This is a genomic window from Apibacter adventoris, from assembly GCF_002964965.1.
GTDB lineage: Bacteria > Bacteroidota > Bacteroidia > Flavobacteriales > Weeksellaceae > Apibacter > Apibacter adventoris.
On record NZ_PSZN01000019.1, the window covers coordinates 193,817 to 219,421 of the forward strand.

At 27.6% G+C, this 25,605-nt stretch carries 17 protein-coding genes; 11 read left to right on the forward strand and 6 right to left on the reverse strand.

Features of this window, described 5'->3' with window-relative positions; all coding sequences use genetic code 11:
- Positions 1-1,017: a tRNA (adenosine(37)-N6)-threonylcarbamoyltransferase complex transferase subunit TsaD gene (gene tsaD / locus C4S76_RS08595; protein WP_105194061.1), complete on the reverse strand. Its 1,017-nt coding sequence runs from the start codon at positions 1,015-1,017 to the stop codon at positions 1-3.
- 3 nt (positions 1,018-1,020) lie between these two features.
- Here tsaD and C4S76_RS08600 point away from each other — a divergent pair, with 3 nt between their 5' ends.
- Positions 1,021-5,481 carry a translocation/assembly module TamB domain-containing protein gene (locus C4S76_RS08600; protein WP_105194062.1) on the forward strand — a complete coding sequence of 1,487 codons (4,461 nt, stop codon included), beginning with the start codon at positions 1,021-1,023 and terminating at the stop codon, positions 5,479-5,481.
- 28 nt (positions 5,482-5,509) lie between these two features.
- Positions 5,510-7,297 (forward strand): excinuclease ABC subunit UvrC, encoded by a 1,788-nt coding sequence (gene uvrC / locus C4S76_RS08605; protein WP_105194133.1) that lies wholly within the window; start codon positions 5,510-5,512, stop codon positions 7,295-7,297.
- A 238-nt stretch (positions 7,298-7,535) separates the two neighbouring features.
- Here uvrC and C4S76_RS08610 read toward each other — a convergent pair whose 3' ends face one another.
- Positions 7,536-8,633 (reverse strand): glycosyltransferase family 4 protein, encoded by a 1,098-nt coding sequence (locus C4S76_RS08610; protein WP_105194063.1) that lies wholly within the window; start codon positions 8,631-8,633, stop codon positions 7,536-7,538.
- A gap of 200 nt (positions 8,634-8,833) precedes the next feature.
- On the opposite strand from C4S76_RS08610, the gene C4S76_RS08615 reads away from it, so the two are divergent.
- Positions 8,834-9,532, forward strand: coding sequence for a polysaccharide deacetylase family protein (locus C4S76_RS08615; protein ID WP_181042847.1), 699 nt, complete (start codon positions 8,834-8,836; stop codon positions 9,530-9,532).
- A 95-nt stretch (positions 9,533-9,627) separates the two neighbouring features.
- On the opposite strand, the gene htpG is transcribed toward C4S76_RS08615, so the two are convergent.
- Entirely contained in the window at positions 9,628-11,511 is a 1,884-nt protein-coding gene (gene htpG, locus C4S76_RS08620) for a molecular chaperone HtpG (protein WP_105194065.1), read from the reverse strand.
- 154 nt (positions 11,512-11,665) lie between these two features.
- Here htpG and C4S76_RS08625 point away from each other — a divergent pair, with 154 nt between their 5' ends.
- The 5 genes from C4S76_RS08625 to mtaB all read left to right on the forward strand — a co-directional run bounded on the left by C4S76_RS08625 (position 11,666) and on the right by mtaB (position 15,935).
- Positions 11,666-12,682 (forward strand): hypothetical protein, encoded by a 1,017-nt coding sequence (locus C4S76_RS08625; protein ID WP_105194066.1) that lies wholly within the window; start codon positions 11,666-11,668, stop codon positions 12,680-12,682.
- Between the two features lie 138 nt (positions 12,683-12,820).
- Complete coding sequence (locus C4S76_RS08630; protein ID WP_245915817.1) at positions 12,821-13,282, forward strand: GNAT family N-acetyltransferase; 462 nt, start codon at positions 12,821-12,823, stop codon at positions 13,280-13,282.
- 45 nt (positions 13,283-13,327) lie between these two features.
- Positions 13,328-13,729, forward strand: coding sequence for an OsmC family protein (locus tag C4S76_RS08635; RefSeq protein WP_105194068.1), 402 nt, complete (start codon positions 13,328-13,330; stop codon positions 13,727-13,729).
- Positions 13,730-13,805: 76 nt separating this feature from the next.
- Entirely contained in the window at positions 13,806-14,546 is a 741-nt protein-coding gene (locus C4S76_RS08640; protein ID WP_105194069.1) for a carbonic anhydrase, read from the forward strand.
- Between the two features lie 57 nt (positions 14,547-14,603).
- Positions 14,604-15,935, forward strand: a complete 1,332-nt coding sequence (gene mtaB, locus C4S76_RS08645) for a tRNA (N(6)-L-threonylcarbamoyladenosine(37)-C(2))-methylthiotransferase MtaB (RefSeq protein WP_105194070.1) — start codon at positions 14,604-14,606, stop codon at positions 15,933-15,935.
- Positions 15,936-16,007: 72 nt separating this feature from the next.
- Here mtaB and C4S76_RS08650 read toward each other — a convergent pair whose 3' ends face one another.
- Complete coding sequence (locus C4S76_RS08650; RefSeq protein WP_105194071.1) at positions 16,008-20,231, reverse strand: T9SS type B sorting domain-containing protein; 4,224 nt, start codon at positions 20,229-20,231, stop codon at positions 16,008-16,010.
- A gap of 624 nt (positions 20,232-20,855) precedes the next feature.
- Here C4S76_RS08650 and C4S76_RS08655 point away from each other — a divergent pair.
- A complete protein-coding gene (locus tag C4S76_RS08655; protein WP_105194072.1) occupies positions 20,856-22,052 on the forward strand; it encodes a DegT/DnrJ/EryC1/StrS family aminotransferase in 1,197 nt (398 codons plus the stop codon).
- Positions 22,053-22,209: 157 nt separating this feature from the next.
- On the opposite strand, the gene C4S76_RS08660 is transcribed toward C4S76_RS08655, so the two are convergent.
- Positions 22,210-22,527, reverse strand: a complete 318-nt coding sequence (locus C4S76_RS08660; protein ID WP_105194073.1) for a hypothetical protein — start codon at positions 22,525-22,527, stop codon at positions 22,210-22,212.
- Positions 22,524-23,525: a cation diffusion facilitator family transporter gene (locus tag C4S76_RS08665; RefSeq protein ID WP_105194074.1), complete on the reverse strand. Its 1,002-nt coding sequence runs from the start codon at positions 23,523-23,525 to the stop codon at positions 22,524-22,526. Before C4S76_RS08665 ends, C4S76_RS08660 begins: the two co-directional genes overlap by 4 nt.
- 358 nt (positions 23,526-23,883) lie before the next feature.
- Between C4S76_RS08665 and C4S76_RS08670 the strand changes: the two genes are divergently transcribed.
- Together C4S76_RS08670 and C4S76_RS08675 are read left to right on the forward strand one after the other, a co-directional pair.
- Positions 23,884-25,227 carry an MATE family efflux transporter gene (locus C4S76_RS08670; protein ID WP_105194075.1) on the forward strand — a complete coding sequence of 448 codons (1,344 nt, stop codon included), beginning with the start codon at positions 23,884-23,886 and terminating at the stop codon, positions 25,225-25,227.
- On the forward strand, positions 25,228-25,536 hold the full coding sequence (locus tag C4S76_RS08675) for a hypothetical protein (RefSeq protein ID WP_105194076.1): 309 nt from the start codon (positions 25,228-25,230) through the stop codon (positions 25,534-25,536). It abuts the gene before it with no gap.
- Positions 25,537-25,605 lie beyond the last annotated feature (69 nt).

Sequence of the window (25,605 nt, forward strand, 5' to 3'; positions counted from 1 at the left end):
TTATATTTTATATCTAGCATTAGCAGAAGCACTTAGATCTGTAAATTTTTGATTTTCAAACTTTATACTACCAACTATTGCAATCATTGCTGCATTGTCGGTTGTATATTCAAGTTTTGGAATGAATATTTTGCAATGATCACTTTCTTTTAATTTTAATACTTCTGTTCTTAATTTTGAATTAGCTGATACTCCACCTGCAATTGCGATGTTTTTAATTCCTGTTAGGTGAATAGCTTCTTTCAGTTTTTTTATAAGAGCTTTAATAATTGTTTTTTGTACAGAAGCACATAAATCATTTAGATTCTCATTTATAAAGTTTGAATTTTTTTTAATTTCTTTTTGTAAAAAATAAAGCACAGATGTTTTTATACCGCTAAAAGAAAATTTTATGCCATTTAATTTTGGTAGAGGAAAAGAATATTTATTTTCATTTCCTTCTTGCGAAATCTTATCTAATAATGGACCCGCAGGATAATTCAAACCTAATAGTTTTCCAATTTTATCAAAAGCTTCTCCGGCAGCATCATCTAACGTTTCTCCCAATATTATCATGTCAAAGTAATTATTAACTTGAACAATTTGAGTATGGCCTCCACTTACTGTAAGGCATAAAAAAGGAAATGTTATAGGTGATCTATTAGCATCTTCTATAAAATGAGCAAAGATATGTCCTTGCATATGATTTACTTCAATAAGTGGGACATCTAAAGACATAGATAAAGACTTAGCAAAACTAGTTCCCACAAGAAGAGAACCTACTAATCCGGGACCTTTTGTAAAAGCTATGGCATCTATTTGTTTTTTGCTTATATTTGCTTTATAAATTGCTTGATGTACAACCGGGACTATGTTTTGTTGATGTGCTCTTGAAGCTAGTTCTGGAACTACACCTCCGTAATTTTCATGTACTTTTTGAGTAGCCACTATATTTGAAAGAATTTTTCTTCCATGTATTATTGCTGCTGAAGTATCATCACAAGAAGATTCGATTCCTAAAATTATAGGTGTTTTCATTCTATGGCAAAGTTAAAAATTAAAAATTTATTTTTCAGATTATTAAAAGGTGTATTTTATATTCTTTGTTTCATACTCTTTTTATTTACTTCTTTATTTGTGGTTATTAATTTACCGCCTGTAAAGGAAAAAATAGCACAAAGAGGAATAACTTTTTTAAATCAACAATTTAAAACTCATATTTCAGCTCAAAAAGTTGATGTGGATTATTTTGGGAATTTAATTTTTTATGAAGTAGCAGTAAAAGATCATCATAATTTTGATTTTATAAAAATAAAAGAACTCAAAGCCTTTACCAACACTCTTTCTTTAATTAAAAATTTAAATGATATTAAAATTGATCAGTTAAGACTCAAAGAACCTGTAGTAAGAGTAATCACATACAAAGGGGAAGAAAAAGATAATTTTTCTCTTTTTATTGAAAAGTTTAAATCAGATAAACCTAAATCTAAGGAAGTTTTTAAATTAGAAGGTAGGGTTGATTTAATTAACGGACAATTGTCAATTATAAATCAGAATCTACCTAAAATAGATCAAATTTGGTTAGATACACAAGAATTAAATTTAAAAATTCCTAAAGTTAAAATCATAGATTCTGATGTTTATGTTACTTTAGATCAATTCAGATTTAAAGGAAAAAGACATAATGAAAATTATATAGTTAAACAAATTTCTGGTGATATTCATTATTCGGATACTGAATTAGTTTTAAAAAATCTTACATTAGAAACAGATTCTTCTTTATTGTTAGGAACTCTGTATTTTAATTATTCTAAAAAGAATGGATTTAGTAACTTTTCAAATAAGGTTCTATGGAATTTAGATTTGTTGCAAAATAGTAAGATTTCTGGAAAAGATATTAGATATTTTGTAAAAGGTTGGCAATCAGATGCAGTAATGAATCTTTCTTCTAAAGCACACGGAACTTTAAATAATTTACAATTATCTAATTCAATATTTTCTTCAGATAAAACTTTTTTTTCAGCTCCCAGTCTTATATTGAAAGATTTAGTTAGTAAAGATAAGATTCGGTCTTTTTCTATAATTACCAAAGAAGCTACATTACAAACCTCTTATAATTCTTTACGTACATGGTTACCTAAATTTATTTCTGTTAAAATTCCTCAATTAATTACAAACTTTGGTAAAACAAATTATAAAGGAGATTTTTCTATTAATAAAAATATTGTATCAGCTAAAGGATATATGATTAGTTCAATAGGTAAAGTCAAAGCAGATGTGCAATTATGGGAATATTCTTCAAAAACACCTAAATATAAAGGGCATGTAGAAACATTTAATCTTAATTTGGCGCCATTTACTAAAAGTACAACTATAGGTCCTATAACTTCTAAAATATCATTTGAAGGAGAAGGATTTAATATAAATCAAATTGATACACGCTTTGACGCTCAGTTGTCTCAATTAATTTTGAATGGAAAAATAATAAATAATATTTCAACGGTAGGAAATTTGAATCGCCAATTATTTAAAGGAAGTTTAAATGTAGCAGATCCTCATATGAGTTTAGAAATTAAAGAAGGTCAATTCGATTTTTCAAATAAAAGAAAGATAACGAAGTTTGAAACCAATATCCATAATTTAGACCTAAATTATTTTACTTCTTTAGTCGATAAAAATACTATTCTAAAAGGTTATATAAATACTGATATTCAGTTTAATAATATAGATGACTTAATTGGAGAAATTAACCTGAATAATGTTACTTTAATACATAATGATTCTATTAATTATGTTGAAAATTTCCAAATTAAGACTACTTCAGATAATGGAAACAGGAATTTTGATATTTTTTCGCCTAATATGATTATGGCTAATATTTATGGTAAATATAAATTAAATGATGTTCCGGAAATGCTAAAAAACGGTGTCGGAAATTTACTAGTTAATTACAGGCCTAAAAAGCGATTTGATAATCAGGAGTTTTCTTTTATTTTTGATGTACAAAAATCTTTATTTGATATCTTAATGTTGGGAGTAGATATATCACCGGGAACTACTATAACCGGTAATTATATCGGAAAAAGCAATCAACTACAGGTTCAATTGATTTCCGAGTATATTTATTACAAAAATTTTAAACTTATTTCCCCTAATATTTTTATAAATACAGCAGATACCTTAAGGCAATTTAAAGGGTCTATGGCTTCATTCAAAATTAATAAAAATAGTTTTGATAATATTAATTTATCAGGATATAAGAAGCATGATTCGTTATTTGCATCTACTAATTTCGCATATGGAAAATATAAGGATCAACAAACTCATTTTGACTTAAATTTGTATCAAACGAGAGTTGGAAATGAACTGATTTTTGGATTTAGCCCATCTAAGATAGATTTAAATAAAGGACAATGGACCTTAAATCCTGATTTTGAACCTAATGAGGCTATAGCCCATTATAATGTGATAACTAATAAGCTTACCTTAGAAAATATTCAGTTTAAATCAGAAGAATCAGAAATTAAAATATCAGGCGATTATATATCTAAAAATAATTATAATTTTAATATAGATTTAAATGATGTTGAATTAGCTAAAATTATACCTCAAAGTATACTTAAAGATATGTCTATCGAAGGGATAGCTAATGGTTCTGCTAAAATATATAAAACTTCTCAAGAATTTAAACCTCTCATAGATTTAAATATAGATGAATTGAAATTTAATAACAAAGTATTAGGAAATTTAACAATGGCAGCTACTTATAGTGCTAATGATGATAAATATTTACTAAATGCCCGTTTATTAGATTCTGGAGAAGAACGTTTTTTAGCGAAAGGTTTTATTAAAAATGAACCGGGAAAGCCTTCACAATTAGATGTAGAACTTATACCCAATAAAATGAATATTGCGCCTATAGGAACCTTTTTACAAGGAATATTTTCTAAATTTAGAGGAGAAGCAACCGGTGATGTGCATATTACAGGTAATTTAACTAATCCTGTTTATCAGGGAATGTTAACATTAAGTCAGGTTGGGTTTACAGTTAACTTTTTGGGAGTAGACTACCAATTGACTCAAGATCAGGATCTACAAATTTCCGATGGAAGGTTTTTCTTCAATAATATAGAATTAATGGATACCAAAACCAAAACCAAAGGAACAGTATATGGGGTTTTGGAAACCAAGAATTTCCAAGAATGGGGAATAAGTTTAGATTTTACAACTAATAATTTATTGGTTTTAAATACTACGGCTAAAGATAATGACCTATTTTATGGAAATGTTTATGCTTCTGGTGATTTTTCTATAAATGGAACAACCACGAAAGAAATACGGATTTCGGCTAAGGCTAGGGCTCTGGCAGGAAGTAACCTTACTATAAATAGTAGTAGTACTACTAATGCAACGGATATAAGTTTTATTAAATTTTTGCCCCAAAAGATTAAAGAAGATGAAGAAGAAAATGAGGTAAAACCCCCATTAGGATTATCTATTAATGCCGAGGTAACAGCAGATCAGAATTCGGTTGTAAATTTAATTATAAATCAGGAGACCGGAGATAGAATAGAAGTAAGGGGAGATGCAGAAAAATTAAAATTTAATTTGTCTTCTGTAGGAAGAATTACAATGGAAGGAACATATACAATAAAAGGAGATAGTAAATATTACTATCAAATGTTTGTTAACAAAGATTTTACAATTGTTCCGGAGAGTACCATTATTTGGGATGGAAGAGGCCCCACAGATGCCAATTTAAATATAACAGCTACTTATTCAAGAAATGTGAGTAATATTGGTGAGTATTTAGGTACCTCTACTGTGCCGGCTACCAATGTTATTGTTAAAGCAATTTTATCAGGATATTTATCTAAACCTAAAATTGACTTTGATATAGATGTTGACGGAGCAATAAATGTAAAAGACCAATTGAAAACTAAATTAAATAATAATGAAGGAGAAAAACTAAATCAAGTTGCAGCAATTGTTATGTTTGGTAGTTTTCTTTCTGATAATATGGGCGGAAGTAATTATGCTTCATCAGCTTATGATATTGTATTAAAACAACTTACTTCCGTAATAAATAACATAAGCGGAGTTTTTTCCTTAGATGCTAATTTTAATGCAGGTTCTCGTATTGGAAATACAAGTGACAGAATATCATTAGATCCAACTTTTAAGTTAAATAATAGATTATCTATTGTAGGATCTGTAAATATGCCATTAGAACAAAAAAGTGCCGCTGATGTTTGGACTTATGGAGCAAAAATTGATTATGATATCTCTAAGAATGCAGATAAATCCCTTATAATTAGTGGTTTTTCCAAACCTTCAACTTTCGGTTTAGAGACTTCTGTTTTAAGCAATTCAGGAGCCAATAATCAGGCTTATGGAGGAGGAATTGTGTATAAAAAATCTTTTAATAATATTAAAGAAATTATTGGAAGAAAAAAGAAAACAGCCAAAGAAAAAAAAGATTCAGAAGAAAAGAAAGATTAAAAAATATACAAATATTGATTTTAAAATTATGTCTTTAGAGCTTCAGCTTAAAATATTGCCTAACAAGCCGGGAGTCTATCAGTTTTTTGATGATAAAGGAGAAATTATATATGTTGGAAAAGCAAAAAATTTACATAAAAGAGTACATTCTTATTTTAATAAAGAACATAATGGAAAAACACGACTTTTAGTTTCTAAAATTAAAAATATAAAAACAACAATAGTTGATACTGAATTTGATGCTTTATTACTGGAAAATAATCTAATAAAAGAATTTCAACCCAAATATAATATTCGTTTAAAAGATGATAAGTCTTATCCTTGGATATGTATTAAAAATGAACCCTTTTCTCGTATTTTTCTAACCCGTAAACTTATTTATGATGGATCTGAATATTTCGGACCTTATAGCTCTGTCCTTATAGCACGTACTCTTTTAGAACTTATAAAAAGTATTTACCCGCTCAGAACATGTAAATTAGATTTAACACAAGAAAAAATACAGTCAAATAAATATACAGTTTGTTTAGAATATCACATTCATAATTGTTTAGGTCCTTGTGAAGGATATCAGACTTTAGAAGATTATAATGAAAATATAAAGGAAATTCGCGAAATAATAAAAGGAAATTTTTCAGAGCCTCTTTCTTCACTTAAAATGAAAATGATGGAATATGCGGAGAAAACAGAGTTTGAAAAAGCCCAATTTATTAAAGAAAAGCTAGAATTATTAGAAAAATATCAAGCTAAATCTACTGTAATTTCTCCAACCATATCAGAAGTAGATGTCTTTAGCATTATTTCAGATGAATCTGCAGCTTATGTAAACTTTTTTAAAATAGTTAGAGGAAGGATAATTCAATCCTATACAACAGAAATAAAGAAAAAATTAGAAGAAACTGAGGAAGAAATTCTTGAAAAATCAATTATAGAAATCAGAGAAAAATTTAAATCATTTTCAAAAGAAATCTATATTCCTTTTTTTATTGATTTAGAGATACCTGGGGTAAAACTTTTTGTTCCTAAAATTGGAGATAAAAGAAAAATATTAGACTTATCAGAAAAAAATGCAAAAGAATATAGGCTAGAAAAACTTAAACAGGTAAAAATAACAGATCCTGAAAGACATACTAATAGAATTATGGCAGAAATGAAAAACCTTTTGCATCTGCCTAAAGAGCCCCGTTTAATAGAAGGTTTTGATAATTCTAACATTCAAGGAACTAATCCTGTGTCTGCTTGTGTAGTATTTAGGAATGGTAGACCCAGTAAAGGAGAATATAGAATTTTTAATGTTAAAACAGTTGAAGGTCCCAATGATTTTGCTACAATGGAAGAAGTTATACAACGAAGATACAGTAGGCAATTAAGAGAAGGAAATGAATTACCCCAATTAATACTAATTGATGGGGGAAAAGGACAGCTAAGTTCGGCATATAAATCTCTAGAAAATTTAGGTTTAGCAGGTAAAATTCCTATTATAGGTATAGCAAAACGTTTAGAAGAAATTTATTTTCCTCACGATTCTATTCCTTTGTATTTAGATAAAACTTCTGAAACACTAAAAGTTTTGCAAAAAGTAAGAGATGAATCACACAGATATGGGATTACACGTCATCGAAATAGAAGAAGTAAAAAGACTTTTACAACCGAATTAGATACCATATCCGGAATTGGAGAAAAAACGATACAACTCTTACTTACTCATTTTAAATCTGTACAGGGCATAAAAAAGTCTACTAAAAAAGAATTAGAAGAATTGATAGGGAAAAAAAGAGCTGACATTCTTTTTGAGTATTTTGAAAAAGAAATGTAAAAAAATATAGTTTTTTGATATATATTTTTTTGTAACTTTTTATTTTCAGTTCAAACATAAGTAATTTCGATATTAATAGAAATTATCTAAATAATTATGCAACGAAATAAAATTATAGTAGTTTGTTTGGATTAGCTAAAGAATACAAATTTGTTCAATTATGTTTATATGTTAAAATTAAATAACATTATTTGCTTTTTTAATAAATTATAGGTAGGGAAATGTAATGCGTAAATAATCAATTTTTTATCAAATTTTTATAAAAGGCATAATAATTTTTATAAACAATATCAAGGGTAAATTTTTCTTTTATCAGATTATTTGCATTAGTGGTAATTTTTTTGCATAATTCCGGATTATTCAATAATTGTATGGTTTTAGAAGCCAAACTATTACTATCTTTAACCTCACATAACATCCCAGTTTCACCATCTACGATTATTTCCGGTATACTTGAAACGTTGGTACTTACTACAGGAACTTTTTTGTAGAATGCTTCAAAAAGAGATAGAGGGATTCCCTCTCTGATTGAAGTTATTAAATATATATTTAAATAATTTAAATATTGAGAAGCATGATTCACAAAACCTAAAAAGTGAATATGATTTTCTATTCCTATCTCTTTGGAATATTTTTTTAAATCATCTTTTAATTCACCATCACCAAAAATAAGAAAATGCGTATTAGAATAATAAATAAGAATTTTTTTAGCAGTATCTATAAAAGTAAATAAATCTTTTGCCTTAGTAAGGCTTGCAAAAGTACCTATTAAAATTTCGTTTTCATTACTTTTTTTATAAATACTTTCTAAAGGAAGAGCAGCGGATTGCTCTGTAAGGGAAATTCCATCATATATGGTAATCAACTTAGATTGATCTTCAATAGAATTTCCCATTACTTTTTCGATAATCTTTGTAACGCAAATAATTTTTGAAATTCTTTTATGATTATATTTCCAATGATTCAATTTTTTATTTTTAATTATATTATTACTTTTTCTAGAATAGATAATCATTACCCTTTTAGGAAGAAAATAAGAAGAGGCTAATGTAAATGTAAGAGCTGTAGAATCATGAACATGAATAATATCTATTGATAATTTTTTTACGAGTTTTATAATTTTATATACGAACCTCAGATCAAAATTGTTAGCTCTGGGAACTTCGTAATAAGGAATTTTTTCTTTAATTAAATCTGAAATAATTACTGCATTTTTTCGAACTAAAACAATATTTTCAAATTTTTTTTGATTTTTAAATTGTTTAATAACATTTAACATCTGAATATCCCCACCTCTAAGTTCTTTAATAGAAGTAATGTGTAAAATTTTTTTCATTATTTTTAAAACCCATATTCAAATATAATTAACTTTACATAAAGATAATTAATGTTATATATTATTATATTAAAAATATTGAAAAATTAAAAATAAATTTTATGATAATAATTATATTTTTATTTATTTTATTTACTATAATTGTTTTCTTCAATTATCAGTTTAAAATTATAACATATAAAAAGAAAATTAGAGTGGTTATGTATCATTCAATATCTACTAACCAATTTGAAGATCAAATAACAATTACAAAAAAGAAATTTATTGAGCAGCTAAATTATTATAAAGAGAAAGGATATAACACAATAAATTTTACAGATATAGAAAATGGCACTATTCCCCCCAAAGCTTTGCTTATCACTTTTGATGATGGATTTTTAGATAATTATCAAGAAGCTTTTCCTCTATTGAAAGAATATGGTTTTAAGGCTGTTTGTTTTCTAGTTTTAGGTAAGTTAGGTAAAAATATGGATTGGGCAGGCAAGTATGTTGTAAAAGAAAGGAAATTAATGACCATTCAACAAATAAAAAGTTGTGGTCCTCATATACAATTTGCTTACCATACTTATAAGCATGATAATTACGAACAACTTTCTTTGGAAGAAATTAAAAAAGATTTAGAATTATGTACTTCAGTTGTGCAAGAAAACAATCTTTCACTATTTCCGGCTTTATCCTATACCTATGGTGGATATTACAGAAAAAAAGGTAAAGAACAAAAAGCTTTTTTTTCCTTATTAAAAAAATATGGAATAAATTATGCTTTTAGAGTTGGGAATAGAATTGCTCTTTTTCCTTTTAGAAATAGCATGACAATAAATCGCATGGATATAAGGGGATATGAAGATATGAATGTTTTTAAGAAAAGAATAAAATGGGGGAGAATTAAACTTATGTAATTAGATAAATTAATTTAATAATATAAATATTTTACCTTATATATAAACAAAAGCCACTTGAAAAAGCGGCTTTTGTTAGTATTTTTTATTTAAAATTATTTAATCATTTCAAAGCTTCGCTTAATAAAATCAGTCAAATCTTTTCCTTTTAATATATTTTGCGAAAGTTTAGCCAAATCTAATGCTTGTTTTATAATTTGAGCTTTATCTGTCTTGTCTTCCTTAGATAAAATTTCAGAGGCTAAAGGGCTATTAGTATTTACTACCAGATTATACATTTCAGGAAAATTACCCATCATTCCATACATTCCTCCTCCGGTTTGTTGCATATCTTTCATACGTCTCATAAATTCCGGTTGGGTTAACATAAACGGAGCATCATCTCTTCCTAAATTTTCCAATGCTATAGTGTAGGTTTTAGAGTCTATAGTTTCTTCTAATTCTTTTTTTAATGTTTCTTTTTCATCTTCAGAAAGAATAGAAGTGGTTTCTTCTTCTTTTTTGATCAAATTGTTTATATGGTCAGCATCAACACGCACAAAAGAGATATTTTCCTTAGAAGTTTCCAACTTTTGTATTAAATGAGGAACAATAGGTGAATCTAAAAGAAGAACTTCATACCCTTTACTTTTAGCGGTTTGAATATATTGATCTTGTTCATTAATATTTGAAGCATAAAGAATAACCAATTTTCCCTCTTTATCGGTTTGATTATTTTTGATTTTATCTTTTAGTTCATCAAAAGTATAATACACTCCGTCTACAGTAGGATATAAAGCAAATTTATCTGATTTTTCGAAGAATTTATCTTCAGATATCATTCCATATTCAATAACTACTTTTATATCGTTCCATTTTTTCTCATAATCTTCGCGGTTTTCATTCATTAATGAAACCATTTTGTCTGCTACTTTCTTCGTGATATAGGAAGATATCTTCTTCACAGCTCCGTCTGCCTGCAAGTAAGACCTGGATACATTCAATGGAATATCAGGAGAATCTATAACGCCTCTTAGAAGCATTAAAAAATCTGGAACAATACCTTTAACTTCATCTGTAACAAATACTTGATTTTGGTATAATTGAATTTTATCTTTCTCAATGTTTATATTATTTCCTAATTTAGGGAAGAATAAAATACCGGTTAGGTGAAATGGATAATCTACATTTAGATGAATATAAAACAGTGGCTCATCAAACTGCATAGGATACAGCTCATGGTAAAAGGCTTTATAATCTTCATCTTTTAACTCAGAAGGAGATTTAGTCCATGCAGGATTAGGATTATTAATAATATTATCTACAGTTACTTTTTCCGGTTTAGCGTCTTTATCAGCTCCTTCAGGTAAAGGCAAAGTTTCTTCTTTAGTTCCGAATTTTATAGGAACCGGCATAAACCGATTGTATTTTAATAAAAGTTCGCGGATTTTATATTCTTCTAAAAATTCCACAGAATCTTCTGCAATGTGAAGTATGATTTCCGTTCCTCGATCTGTTTTATCTGAAGGTCCTAAATCAAACTGTGGACTGCCATCACAAGACCAACGAACCGCTGGAGTGTCTGTGTAGGATTTAGTAATAATTTCAACTTTATCTGCTACCATAAAAGAGGAATAAAAACCTAATCCGAAATGTCCGATGATTCCCTCTTTTTCTGCATCTTTATGTTTAGAAATAAAATCTTCTGCTCCGGAAAAAGCCACTTCATTTATATATTTCTGCACTTCTTCTTCGGTCATACCAATTCCCTGATCGATAATATGAAGAGTTTTATTCTCTTTATCGATCTTTATTTCAATCATAGGATTACCATATTCTACTTTAGCTTCTCCTATATTGGTTAAATGTTTTAACTTTAAAGTAGCATCTGTAGCATTTGAGACCAGTTCGCGTAAAAATATTTCGTGGTCACTATATAAAAACTTCTTAATCAGAGGAAAAATATTTTCTACCGATACATTAATATTTCCTTTTGCCATATATTTTCTTTTTAATTCAAATTTTATTTGTAGTCCTAAATTTCAAAAAAAGTACCAATTCTCAAAGAATGACAAAATGACAATGAATCATTTTAAATAAAAATTATTGGGTATAAGTAAAATAAAAATTACATTTGTTTAAAATTAAATTATTATGAAAAAAATACTTATGAGTTTATGTTCTTTGTTATTTATAACTACATGGGTAAAAGCCCAGAATCAATATCCAACAGAAAAAAATTCAACTCTGGTTATTGATGGAGGGGCTATTGAAATGATTAAGCCATCTATGGATGGAGCTTGGGCGAAAGGTTTGTTTTATAAACAAACACTTAATTCTCCAATTTCAGCAGGAATAGGGGCTTTTGGTATAGGAAATGATTATCATTTTTTATATTTTGGAATAAATAGTTCTCCTTGGGATGACTTATCCACAGGAATGTTTTTACGGGAAAATGGAAGATTGGGAATAGCTACTCATAATCCTATAGCCAAATTTGATGTTTCTGGAGGTAAATTAGGACAAGAAAAAGGATCTGAATTACCAATTGCTGCTTTTACTTCTTCTAATGCTAATCAAAGCAAATTAATAATAAAACAAATGAGGTGGGCAAATGATAACGGATGGATTTCAGCAAGTACCAGATTACAGTTAGTTACCGATGCTACCCTTCAGGGATATATAGAATTTAATAGTATTCCACCCTCAGGTGTAGGTGTTTCTGGAAATCATAGATATGATAAGGTAGGAATAACAATGGGATGTGATAATAATGAATATTTTAGAATGAATCATGGAAATGGTTTTATAGGATTAGGAACTAATGATCCAGATGAAAGGCTTACTGTAAAAGGAAAAATTCATGCAGAAGAAGTAAAAATAGATTTGCAGGTTCCTGCAGATTATGTATTTCAGAAATATTATACAGGAAGATCTTCGCTAAAAGAAGAATATAAGTTACCTTCTTTAGAAGAAGTAGAAAAATATACCAGAGAAAATCATCATTTACCGGAAATACCTTCTGCTAAAGAAATTCAGGAAAATGGATTGCAATTGGGAGAAATGACTAATCTTTTGTTGCAAAAAATAGAGGAAATGACTATATATATAATTGAACAACAGAAACAAATAGAACAACTTAAACAAATAATAGATTCTCAGAATAAATAATATATATTTTTAGAAAAGTTAAGTATAGATTTTGTATATTTCATATTTTACAGATTAAGAAATAAAAGCCTTTTATTTTTAAAGATAAAAGGTTTTTTATTAGATATGTTTAGTTTCAATTTTAAATGTAAAATAATTATGATGTTAGATATACAAATACGAAGAGCCCAAAAAGGAGATTGTTCCAGGTTATTAGAATTAATTCAGGAGTTAGCAGAATATGAAAAAGCAACAGAACAGGTTACTATAACTTTAGAACACCTAGAAGAAAGCGGTTTTGGTAAAAATCCGGTTTGGAAAGCTTTTGTCGCTGTAGATACAAAAACCAATATTATTGTTGGGTTTTCGTTATATTATATACGTTTTTCTACTTGGAAAGGACAACGGTTGTATCTGGAAGATATTATTGTCAACAAAGAATGGAGAGGAAAGGGAATAGGAAGCATGTTATTTAATTCACTTCTTAAGGAAATGAAAGAACAAAAATTTACGGGTATGATGTGGCAGGTTTTAGAATGGAATAAACCGGCAATAAAATTTTATAAAAAATATAAGGCTTCTTTTGATCCGGAATGGATAAATTGTAATATAGAAAATTAATTTTCATATTTTATTTTTAACTTTGAAATAGGTAAAAAAAATCAAATGACTATACAAGTAACTTATGAAGGAGATTTGCATACGGATTCTGTTCATATTCAGAGTGGTGCTAAAATATTAACAGATGCTCCGGTAGATAATCATGGAAAGGGAGAAAACTTTTCTCCTACTGATATGGTTGCTAGCGCATTAGCCAGTTGTATATTGACAATCATGGATATCAAAGCCAGGGAAATGAATATAGATTTAAAAGGAACAAAAGCAGAGGTTACTAAAATAATGAATGCATCGCCAAGAAGGATAGGAAAAATAAAAATTATAATTCGTTTTCCTCAATTAAATCTGGAGGAAAAGCAGAAAACTATTCTGGAACGTGTGGCGCATACTTGTCCGGTTGCGTTAACCCTTTCGCCGGATATAGAACAGGACGTTACTTTTGAATGGTAAAATTATTAACACAAATTTAACTTTAAGTATAATTTTATACTTACTAATTTTACACTTTATTATAATATTTTACAAAATGAAAAAAATAATATGTTTAGCAAGTTTTTTATCTTTTGCCATTGCTTTTTCACAACATCATCATTGGGGATATGAAGGACAAGAATCTCCTGAGCATTGGGGCGAAATAGAAGAAGGAAAACAGTGTGGAATAGGGAAATTACAATCACCAATAAATATAAATATATCTCAAACTGTAATTAATAAAAAATTACCCAAAATTTTATTTAATTATGGCGATGGTAGTGTAAATACTATTATTGATAATGGACACTCTTTAGAGTTTGATTTTAAACAAGGCAGTTCTATAATTTATGATCATAAAGTATATAATTTAGTTCAATTTCATGCCCATGAAGAATCAGAACATACAATTGACGGCATAAGATTTCCATTAGAACTGCATTTTGTTCATAAAGCAGAAGATGGTTCTGTATTAGTAATTGGCGTTTTTGTAAAACAAGGAAACGAAAATTCTTACTTTGAAAAATTAAAAATTTTCAAAACTTTGGCTAAAAATGGCAAAGTAAATACTGAGGTTAATTTCAATCCTGAAAAAATGTATCCTAAAGATAAAAGTTATTATCATTATTTAGGATCATTAACCACTCCACCTTGTGTAGAGAACGTAAACTGGATAATATTTAAAAATCCAATAACTATGTCTATTGAAGAAATAGAAGAAATAGCAAAACATCTTCCTAAAAATAACAATAGACCCATTCAACCTGTTAATGGAAGAGAAATTTTGCACAATTAGTTTAATTTAAAAGTATTGATTTTTTATTAAGCTATTAAAAAGTATTAATTTTGTAAAATGCTTGAGAAAACAAAAAAATCAGTAGCATTTCATACCTTGGGGTGTAAGTTAAATTTTGCAGAAACTTCTACTATAGCAAGACAACTTTTAAACGAAGGATTTACAAAAGTTTCCTTTGATGAAGCTTCTGATATTTATATTATTAATACCTGCTCTGTAACAGATAATGCAGATAAAGAATGTAAAACTATTGTAAAAAGGGCATTAAGTAAAAATCCGGAAGCTTTAATTTGTATAATAGGTTGTTATGCGCAGCTTAAACCTCAAGAAGTAGCCCAAATAGAAGGTGTTGATTTGGTATTAGGTGCCAAGGAAAAATTTAATATTCATAGGTATATTAATGATTTAAAAAAAGATTCTGAAACAAAAATTCATTCTTGTGAAATTGATGAAGCTGATTTTTTTGTCGGATCTTATTCCATAGGAGACAGAACACGTGCTTTTTTAAAAGTACAGGATGGTTGTGATTATAAGTGTACTTATTGTACTATTCCTTTAGCGAGAGGAATTTCTCGTTCAGCAACTTTAGATAATATTGTAAATCAGGCCAGAGAGATATCTAATAAAGGAATAAGAGAAATTGTTTTAACTGGTGTTAATATCGGAGATTATGGAAAAGGGGAGTATGGAAATAAAAAACATGAACATACCTTTCTTGAATTGGTAAAAGAACTGGATAAAATAGAGGGAATAGAGAGGGTAAGAATTTCTTCCATAGAGCCCAACTTATTAAAAGATGAAGTGATAGATTTTGTTTCTCAAAGTAAAATTTTTGTCCCTCATTTTCATATTCCTTTACAATCCGGATGTGATGATTTATTAAAGAAAATGAAAAGACGATATCTTTCCCATTTATATAAGGAAAGAGTAGAAAAAATCCGGTCCGTATTGCCGGATGCATGTATTGGAGTCGATGTTATTGTTGGATTTCCTGGAGAAACAGAAGATAAATTTATGGAAACCTATAATTTCATTCAAAGTTTACCTATAAGTTATTTACATGTTTTTACCTATTCGGAAAGAGAAAATACGGAAGCTATTGAGATGGAAGGAATCGTATCTATTGTAGAAAGAAAAAAAAGAAATAAAATGTTAAAAATTCTTTCTGAGAAGAAAAGGCATGCTTTTTATGAATCCCAGTTAGGTAAGGAAAAAACAGTTTTATGGGAACATGATAATAAAGAAGGAAACATGTTTGGGTATACAGAAAATTATATCAGGGTAAAGCAGCCTTATACAGAAATATCTGTAAATCAATTGGAAAAAGTTTGCCTAGATACAATCGATTCTTTAGGAAATGTAATTGTGAAAGATAATATTCTAATTTGATAGATATCTAACTAACTATATAAAAGCATCCATAAATTTAATTGTGGATGCTTTTAATTGTGTCATTTTTTATTATAAATGATCATAATTTTTTAATAAAATCCATCCGGTAAATTTTCTACCATCAGCTATGTTTATAATATACCAATAAGAATTGGTGGGTAATATCCTGCCTAGATAGTAACCATTCCAAGAAAAACAAGTAGTTGATGATTCTTCAAATACTAATTTTCCATAACGATCAAAAATTTGTAAACGCGAAGGAATTCCATCAAACAGATCTAAACCACATAATGTCCAATTATCATTATGAGAATCTCCATTAGGAGTTATTAAATTATTAATTTTAAAAATAATACTTTTTGCTGTTGTAGGTTTACAGAGTGATGTTTTAGACCTTACATAAATAGAATAAGTAGAAGGCTCTAAATTGCTAAAGGTGTTACTTTTTTGCCAAGTAATATTGTCCATGGAATATTCAAGGGGTTTCGGACCTTCAGCAATAATTTTAATATAGTCTTTACCGGCAATGATTTGTTTTATTTTAACTTTTTCATATTCGGATACAAATGTTTTATATGTGTATTTACATCCGTTAGTTCCCGTAATTGTTACCCAGTAATGACCTGAAGCATTGATCGTAATTTTATGCAGATTTGTTCCCTTTTCACCATTACTCCATTCGTAAAAATCATCAACATTTCCCGTATTAGCATCAATAATTATAGTTTCTCCATCCGGACATATTTTATATCCGGATTTTAAAGAACTTTTCGGAACAGGTAATACAGTAAGTTTAATGGAACCTATAGAAGGACAGTATGAAGAAGTTCGAGAAGATATTCTTACATAAACTACCTCATTAACCGGGTTGATATTTTTATAATTTTCGGGATTGCTAATTTTATTTATTTGATTTTGAGCATCTGACTGGTTATGATAATATTCATAGTATACGTCTTTAACTAAACTGATTTGATCAGAAACCGAAGTGAGATCAAAAGTTGTAATACCGTCAAAGTCTTCGTCACAATTTATAATTTCAGGAGTTTTATCTATTGGTATTTTATTTAATGTGTAAAGAGTTACTTTTTTTACAGAACTACAATTAAATTTATTAGTAGCTTTTACATAAATATCTTTGGGAAAAGAAGTAATGATAAATTCTTTTTTATCCGGATAGGGGATTGGATTTATATTGTCATCCGCATCTTGTTGGGAATGAAAATAAGAAAAAGTATATTCATTAGTATCTGCAATTACTTCATTTTTAAGTTTTTCTAACCATATTGAAAAGATGCCGTCAAAATTATCATCACAAACTAAATATTTACTGTCTACTAATTTGGGAAGCGGAATAATATTGATTTCAATACTACGAATGGTGTAGCAATTATTGATTGTATTATTAAATCTTACCCATACATAGGATTGAGTAGAATTAATCGGGTAATTATTAATTTGAGAAACGGGAATTAAATCTGAATTAAGTTCTTTAATAGCTCCATCTTTTGAATAATAAAAATTTATATTTATATCTGAAATATTAGATTTTAACATTTCTTTCTTTGCATAATCCATTAAATTTATTGGAGGTCTATTTTCATAATTACATAAGTTAGAAATATAATCAACCGCTTCTATGGTATTAATATCTTGAAAATTTAATTTAGAAATGTTGAAACAGGAAGAATCATCATTTATTCTTACATAAATGGTTTTTGGAAAATTAACAGCATAATTAGTAAAATTAATAATAGGTTTTAAATTATCGTGTGCATCATCATAACTTTCAAAATAAGAAAAATTATATCCTGTAGTATTACTAATTAAGAAATTATTATATTCTGTAAGATTTACAATTTCACTATTATCAGAATTATTATCACATAGTTTTACTGTATAGTCTTTAGTTTCAGCAAAACTATGATTAACTAATAATAATCTAATTTTATAAGTAAAAAAACAATTATTTTTTAATTCAACTTTTATATAGACATCTGTATCTTGGGTCAATAGTATATCAGTGATGGATGAATCTAAAGTTGGCGAATTATAATAAGTGACTTTGGTTTCGCTAGGGTATCCGTCAAGCATAATTTTATTCAAGTTTTGTAATGAGAATTTTTCTTTACCATCATGCCCCATATCACAAATTTCGAAAGAAGGTATTTTTTTTACTTTAGTATAAAAATAAATGTCAATAGGTTGATTAAAATCACAATTAAATTTAAAATCATGAAATTTTACATAAACGTTAATAAAATTTTGAGATATTTCAAATACATTAGGATTAGAAACAGGGATAGTTGCATTTTTGTCATAATAAAAGCCAATTAACGAAATATTAGCGGAGCCAACCATTTCTTTGAAGAAATCATTTAGATTTACATTGGTTTTTCCTTTATCATTATTATCACATATATATTTTATTAAAGGTTTTACGGAAGTCTCAGCCTCTGTAATTATTATTTCTCCTATTGGAGGACAATATTTATTATCATAGTTATTTATTCTTACATAGTACACATCATATGTATTTACAGGATAATGCTTCGGGTTATCTATAGGATTTATTCCCTTAAGAGCATCCTGATTACTTTTGTGATAGGTAAAATGATATTTTTTATAATCGGTAACCAATTTTTCATAAACCGTTAGGTCTTTATATTCACCTTTAACATTTCCACAGGTTATGATATTCATAGTTGGTAACTCTATGCTAGTGGGAAAAGAAAATTGAGCAGTAATAATTTGCGAACATTCCTCAAAATTTTTATTATATATGCGTAGATATAACTTTTTTTTGTCTGGTAAATGTATTTCAAGAGAATTTATCGGGCTAATTTGTTTTTGGGCATCTTCATAAGAATAATAATATTCTACATTCATCCAATCTGCATAATTTTCAATTGATTCGCATAAATCCTTGGTATATAAGGTTAACGGATTATTTTTTTTATTAGAACAAAATTGAATTTCTTGTTTGTCTCTTAATTTGGGAGTTTTAAATAGTTTTATAGTTAACGGAACCACTGTAAAACAGGTTTTAGTTTTTTCAACTCTTAAATAAAAAGTTTTTGAATCAGCCATCATCGAATAATTATCAAGCCCGTTTATTGAGTTTTGATAATTTATAGCATCATCTACAGAATTATGAAAACTATAAGTAACATTTTTTTGTGATCCAATAGATTCAAGTGCCAATGAATTAAAGTCAACTTTGTTAGGGAAATTTCCATCAAAACATTTATTTTTATCTATTTTTTTAGCTGTAGGAAATTCCTTATCAAAAATAACTTGAATGGTACCGGAAAGATAAGTTTCTGAACAAGTATTATACAAAATTTTAGCTTTATAAGAAGTATTACTTGAAGGATATACAATAACACTTTCTCCAGTCCCTATTAAATTATTGTTATCATCATACCACTCTATTGAAGTTTTAATTTTTCCTTTTGGAGTAAAACGCCAAGCCTCATTTTGTGTTTCCCATATTCCTTTATTTCTGTTGGGTGGAAAAATACCTATAGGATTTTTTTCACTTCCATTGGTTAATCCTATAAGTGCTTGTTTTTCATTTCCAGCAGCACACGTTAAGGGTTTATCCTTTATAAAAACATCTATTATATTAGTAGTTTCATAAAGAACAACTTGAAGTGTAGATTTTTTATTATCGCAGTTAAAATGATTCATATTAAAATAATTGATAACTACAGTTCTAAAAGGTTTTGAGCCATAGGTAGCCATAGTAATTTTTCCACAATTACCAATATTAGCGCAACCAAAGGCTTTACTATCATTGGTCATGTCATGATAAGCCCCAAAAATAGTATTACGCATAAGAGATACATTCGGAATTGGGCCAGCAATAGTATAAGGACATTCTGTAGAGGCATATTCGGCGGCATTAAAACTTATAACTCCATTATCTCCTACTACAATAGATTTAAAGGTATTACCATAAAAACAAAAGTCGAATGGCAGCTTAATTTCATCACTCCATTTATCGTCTTTGTCAATTATAATTTCTTTTCCTTCACTAAAATTTCCATAAGGTGTATAATTTATAGATGAGACAGTATAATCTAAAGGTTTATTGATTTCAGGATATTCTACAGTAAACTTAATGCCATGTGCTTTATTTTCAAATTTATAATTACAATCTATATTAATAGAATTTTTTGTTTCATTATGATCTTTTATAATAACAGGAGAAACTGTTTGGCTATTACAAAAATTATTAAATACTATGATAAAAAATATAAAGAAGGAAAATAAAGATAGATTTCTCATATGTAGTATATTTTTATATGATCATTTATTGATATACACAAATATATAAATATAATTTTATAGATATTTAAATAATATTTAATAAAAAAAAGAATATAAAAAAATAATTTTAAGCTATAAATTATTTTAAAACAATCGAATTAGAAATTAATGTTTAAAACAAAATTTTTCTATTTCTATATTTTAAAAAATATAAACTTATTCTAAAAGTTTGGTTTTGAACTAGAAAACAAATATATAGTTACTTCAAATACATTAATTGTTAATAGATTAATCAATTTTTTATAATATTACTATTTGTAAAAAAAGTTTAAGTTATTTTTTTAATAAATTTATTTTAGTGTAATTTTAATTACTATTTAAAATAAAAGTATTAATTTTGGTGACCATAAGTTAAAAGAGTTTTTTGAAAAATAAGTCATCCTTAATGGAGGGGTATAACAGTTAATTGACTTTCTGCCACTTAGAAATTTAATTAGTTAATATACAATTACTTTTCTTAGAAATCAACCCTGCTGGTATACACCCTCTCTTTTTTATTTCTATTTTATTCTAATATCATAGCGAATGAGTAACTTTGCAATTAGGTATTATTAAAGTAAATAAACACAAATATTATATATTATGCCAGGATATGAACTTTGGGGTGATAATGAAAAAAAACACCTGAATGACGTTATAGAAAGCGGAATATTAATGCGCTATAATTTTGAATCTTTACGAAACAATCATTGGAAAGCTAAGGAATTTGAGCAAGCAATTCAAAAAAGAATGAAGGTAGAACATGTACAGCTTACAAGCAGTGGTACCACAGCATTGCTCACAGCTTTAAATGCAGCAGGAATAGGTGCAGGGGATGAGGTAATACTACCTACTTTTACTTTTGTTGCTAGTTTTGAAGCAGTATTAAGCGTTGGAGCAATTCCTATATTAGTTGATATTGATGATACACTCACATTAGATCCTAAATCTGTAGAACAAGCGATTACGCCTAGAACTAAGGTGATTATGCCAGTGCACATGTGTGGCGCAATGGCAGATCTTACAGCTCTTAAGGAAATTGCAAAAAAACACAATATTCTTCTTATAGAAGATGCATGTCAATCATTTGGAGCTACTTATAAAGGAAAATATTTAGGGACAATTGGAGATTTAGGTTGTTTTTCCTTTGATTTTGTAAAAACCGTAACATGTGGAGAAGGAGGAGCTGTACTAACTAATAATAAAAAATATTATATTCATACAGATCAATATACAGATCATGGTCATGACCATATAGGAAATAATAGAGGTGCGGAAAATCATCCTAATTTAGGATTAAATTACAGAATCTCTGAATTACATGCAGCTGTAGGACTTGCTCAGTTTGAGAGGTTAGATGAAATTCTTTCTATACAAAGAGAAAATAAAAAAATACTTAAAAATGCATTAAAAGAAATAGAAGGGGTAAGTTTTAGAAAAATTTTAGATGAAGAAGGCGATAATGCCTCTTTTTTTAGTATATTTCTTACAACTGAAGAGTTGGCTAGAAAAGCTTCTTTAGCTCTATCAGCTAAAGGTATAGGAAATGCTTATTGGTTTGATAATAACTGGCATTATATTAAAAAATGGGATCATTTAAAATTAGTTAAAACATTAGCTCCTTTATATAAAGAACATAAAGAATTATTACCTAATTATGCAAGTGCCGATTATTCTAAATCAGATGCTGTAATAAGTAGGACTGTTACCATACCTATTTCCTTATTATGGACCCATGAAGAGGTACAAAAAAAATCCAATATAATAAAAGAAGTTCTTTCCGAAATTTTGAATAAATAATAAAATATTAAATTCCGAATGATGAAATTAATTCGGAATTTATTTTTTTAACTAAAATTTTCTTTTTTTATTATAATTCGAATAACTGTTTCAGATAAGGTAGTATAATCACGAATTTAATTTTATGTAAACTTTAATTTAATTTTTCATTATAAAATTATTTAGAAAAAATTTTGGTTAAAGTTTTAGTTCTATAAATGGCTATAAATAAAAATATAATACCGAAAAATAATATTTTTAAATAAGAATAGCTGTATTGGCTATATATTAAGCTAAACCATCGGGAAAAACTCATTTCACCATTAAAAATAAACTTTGTTAAAAAAAAATTATCTATAAATCCATATAATATAAAATCCAAAATACTCATAAAGATAGCTCCTAATAGAACAAATATAACAATATATCCAATTTTCCCTAATGGAGAGGTAAAGATTTTTTTTTCAATTTTAAGATATTTCACCGGTTTATTCATAAATTTAAATTTTCAAGACTATGGTTTCTATTCAATTCTATATTTTCTATGGTCCATGTAATTTTTTGTTTAAAAGGGTACTTTCTTACAGGACAATCCTTTTTCTGACATATTTGGCATGAATAATCTTCACATCCATCAACATGTACAAACATTTCAAAACGATTTCCAAAATTATCTTTTATAATTTTTTCTAGTGAACGTAATTCCTTATCAGACTCTTTTAAGTTAAAATACCATGGCATGGTTAAATGGCTATCTAAATGCAAACTACTTCCATATTTTATAAACCTTACATTATGGATATCTATCCAATTATCATTACGTTTCTTTTCTAATGTTTGTACAAGTTCTTTTATTAAATCCTCATCGGCTTCATCCATAATACCAGCTAAAGATTTTCTTATAATTTTTATTCCTGTGTAAATAATAATTCCTCCAAAAAATAATGCAATAATACTATCTAACCAAAAAAAATGAGTAAAATAAATTAGTATTAAACCTATAACTAACCCTATAGTTGAGTAGGTATCGGATTTTAAATGTTCTCCACCTGAAACCAAAGCTAAAGATTTATTTTTTTTTCCTTTTTGTATGGCTATTACCCCTAAAATATAATTTACAAATCCGCTTGCCGTTACCAATACTATCCCATAATCCAATTTGGAAATAGAATGAGAAATAAACAAATTTTTAATAGATTCAAAAATTATAATAAAACCGGCAATTGTAATTAAGCCTCCTTCTACACCTGCTGAAATAAATTCAATTTTTCCATGTCCATAAGGATGATCACGATCTTTAGGTTTAGAAGAGATAAATAAACTATACAAAGAAAATAAACCAGCAAGTATATTGATTGTACTTTCTAAAGTATCGGTAAGTATGGAAACAGATTTTGTAAGATACCAAGCAGATAATTTAACAAGAAATAAAATACAACCTACAATGACTATAATTTTCTGGAAAGCATAGCTTTCTTTAACCGGATTCTTCATGTATTAGATTATTGTCTCTCTGATTATAGCTGGTGCAAAGGTACTTATTTTAAGTCGGACTATAGATTAAATATAATAAAATTTGACACTTTATATAATTAATTTCTTGAAAAATTTTCCTGTAGTTTTATTCAGATTTGAGTAGACCCAATAATGAGTTTTAAAAGTCTAAGTATATAAGACAAACAGCATTATGTCACCAGTATATTTTTATAAAAAAATAAAATTTCTACAAATATAAAATAGATCCATGTATTTATGGCTTATGCATTTAATGATTATTAAAACAAGAAATAACATTTATAAATATCACCTTTTATTTATATTTTTGCAAGCTCTACTAAAATTCTAATAATTTATGAATTTAAAAGAACATATTAAAGCAAACACAAAATTAGCTTTGCCTGTAGTAATTACTCAATTGGGGCAGGTTTCAGTTAATTTTATTGATATTATAATTATAGCAGGTTTAGGTGAGAGAGCTGTTGCATCTGCTTCATTAGCAACCAGTGTTTTTATAATATTTTTAGTTTTTTTATTAGGATTTTCATTCTCAATGTCTCCATTAATATCTTCTTCGGTAGCTAAAAATAATAATACTAGAATTTCAAAGATATTCACCCATGGAATGACAATGAATGTAGGGCTTGCATTATTTATCATAATTATGTTAGAATTAGGATCCCCTTTATTACATAAAGCCCATCAAGATCCGTCTGTTATACCTGATGCTATTCAATTTTTAAATATAAGTGCTTATAGTTTACTACCTCTAATGATTTTTCAGTCTTATAGACAGTTTTCTGAAGGGATATCAATGACAATTTTAGTTACTATAGCTACAATTACTTCTAATGCAATAAATATTATATTAAATTATGGATTAGTGTATGGGTATTGGGGTTTTCCAGAAATGGGAGTAAAGGGTTCTGCTACAGCAACTTTAATATCGCGTATTTTTATGATGTTTTTACTAATTTTTGTTTTACATGTAAATAAAAAATCATCTGCTTATTTAAAATTAGTAAAATGGAAAAATTATAATATAGCTTATTATAGGAAATTGATATCTATAGGTTTGCCTTCTTCATTACAATCCTTATTTGAAATTACTTCTTTTGCAGCAGCATCTTTTATTGCCGGTATGCATAGTTTTTTAGATACTTCTGCTCACTCAGTCACTTCTAATTTAGCTTCAATGACTTTTCAGATATGCAATGGATTTGCTGTAGCTGCCACAGTAAGAGTTGCAGGTTTTTATGGAAAGAGAAATGTTTCTGATATGAGGAAAGCAGGAATGGCAAGTATTTACGTGGTAACAGGTTTCATGGCTTTATGTGGAATAATTTTTATTCTTTTTAAAAATCAACTTCCATTAATATATTTTTCTAAAGATAAAATAGAAGTAATTTCCATAGCTTCAAAATTGGTTATAATTACAGCATTTTTCCAAATTTTTGACGGTATACAGGTTGTATGTATTGGAAGTTTACGAGGTATGAGAGATGTGGTTGTACCAACAATAATAAGTTTTATTTCTTATGTGGTTATCGCTCTACCTATAGGATATTATTTATGCATTTACCAAAAAATGGGAGCAGTAGGAACTTGGATAGGTCTTTGTTTAGGTCTGGGATTCGTATCTATAATGTTGCTTTGGCGTTTTAATCTCATCACAAAGTCAAAATTTTTAAATAAATAAATGATTTATATTTATCTGGAAAATAAACCGAATTTACTTTCTATTAATAAAAAAGAAGCACTACCTGTCTTAGAGTCTCAAGCTATCGAAATTTTTTCTAAGCTAAATTCTTTAGAAGATGTTATATTGGGATTAATAAAAGATGATATTTTTGAATTTAAAATTTTGCCTTTTAACAGGTTTATTTGGAAGATAGAGATTAATGATTTAAAAAATGAAGAAAAAAAAGAATTGTTTTTTTCTACTCAAAAGGTAATTAATCTAATCCATAACATTTTTACTAAAACTAATTTATTTTTAGATATTTAGGTTTACTCTGAAAATTGGTTTTATCTTTGATTTAAATTTCTTTTTAAAAGAATTTAGAAAAAGCACATT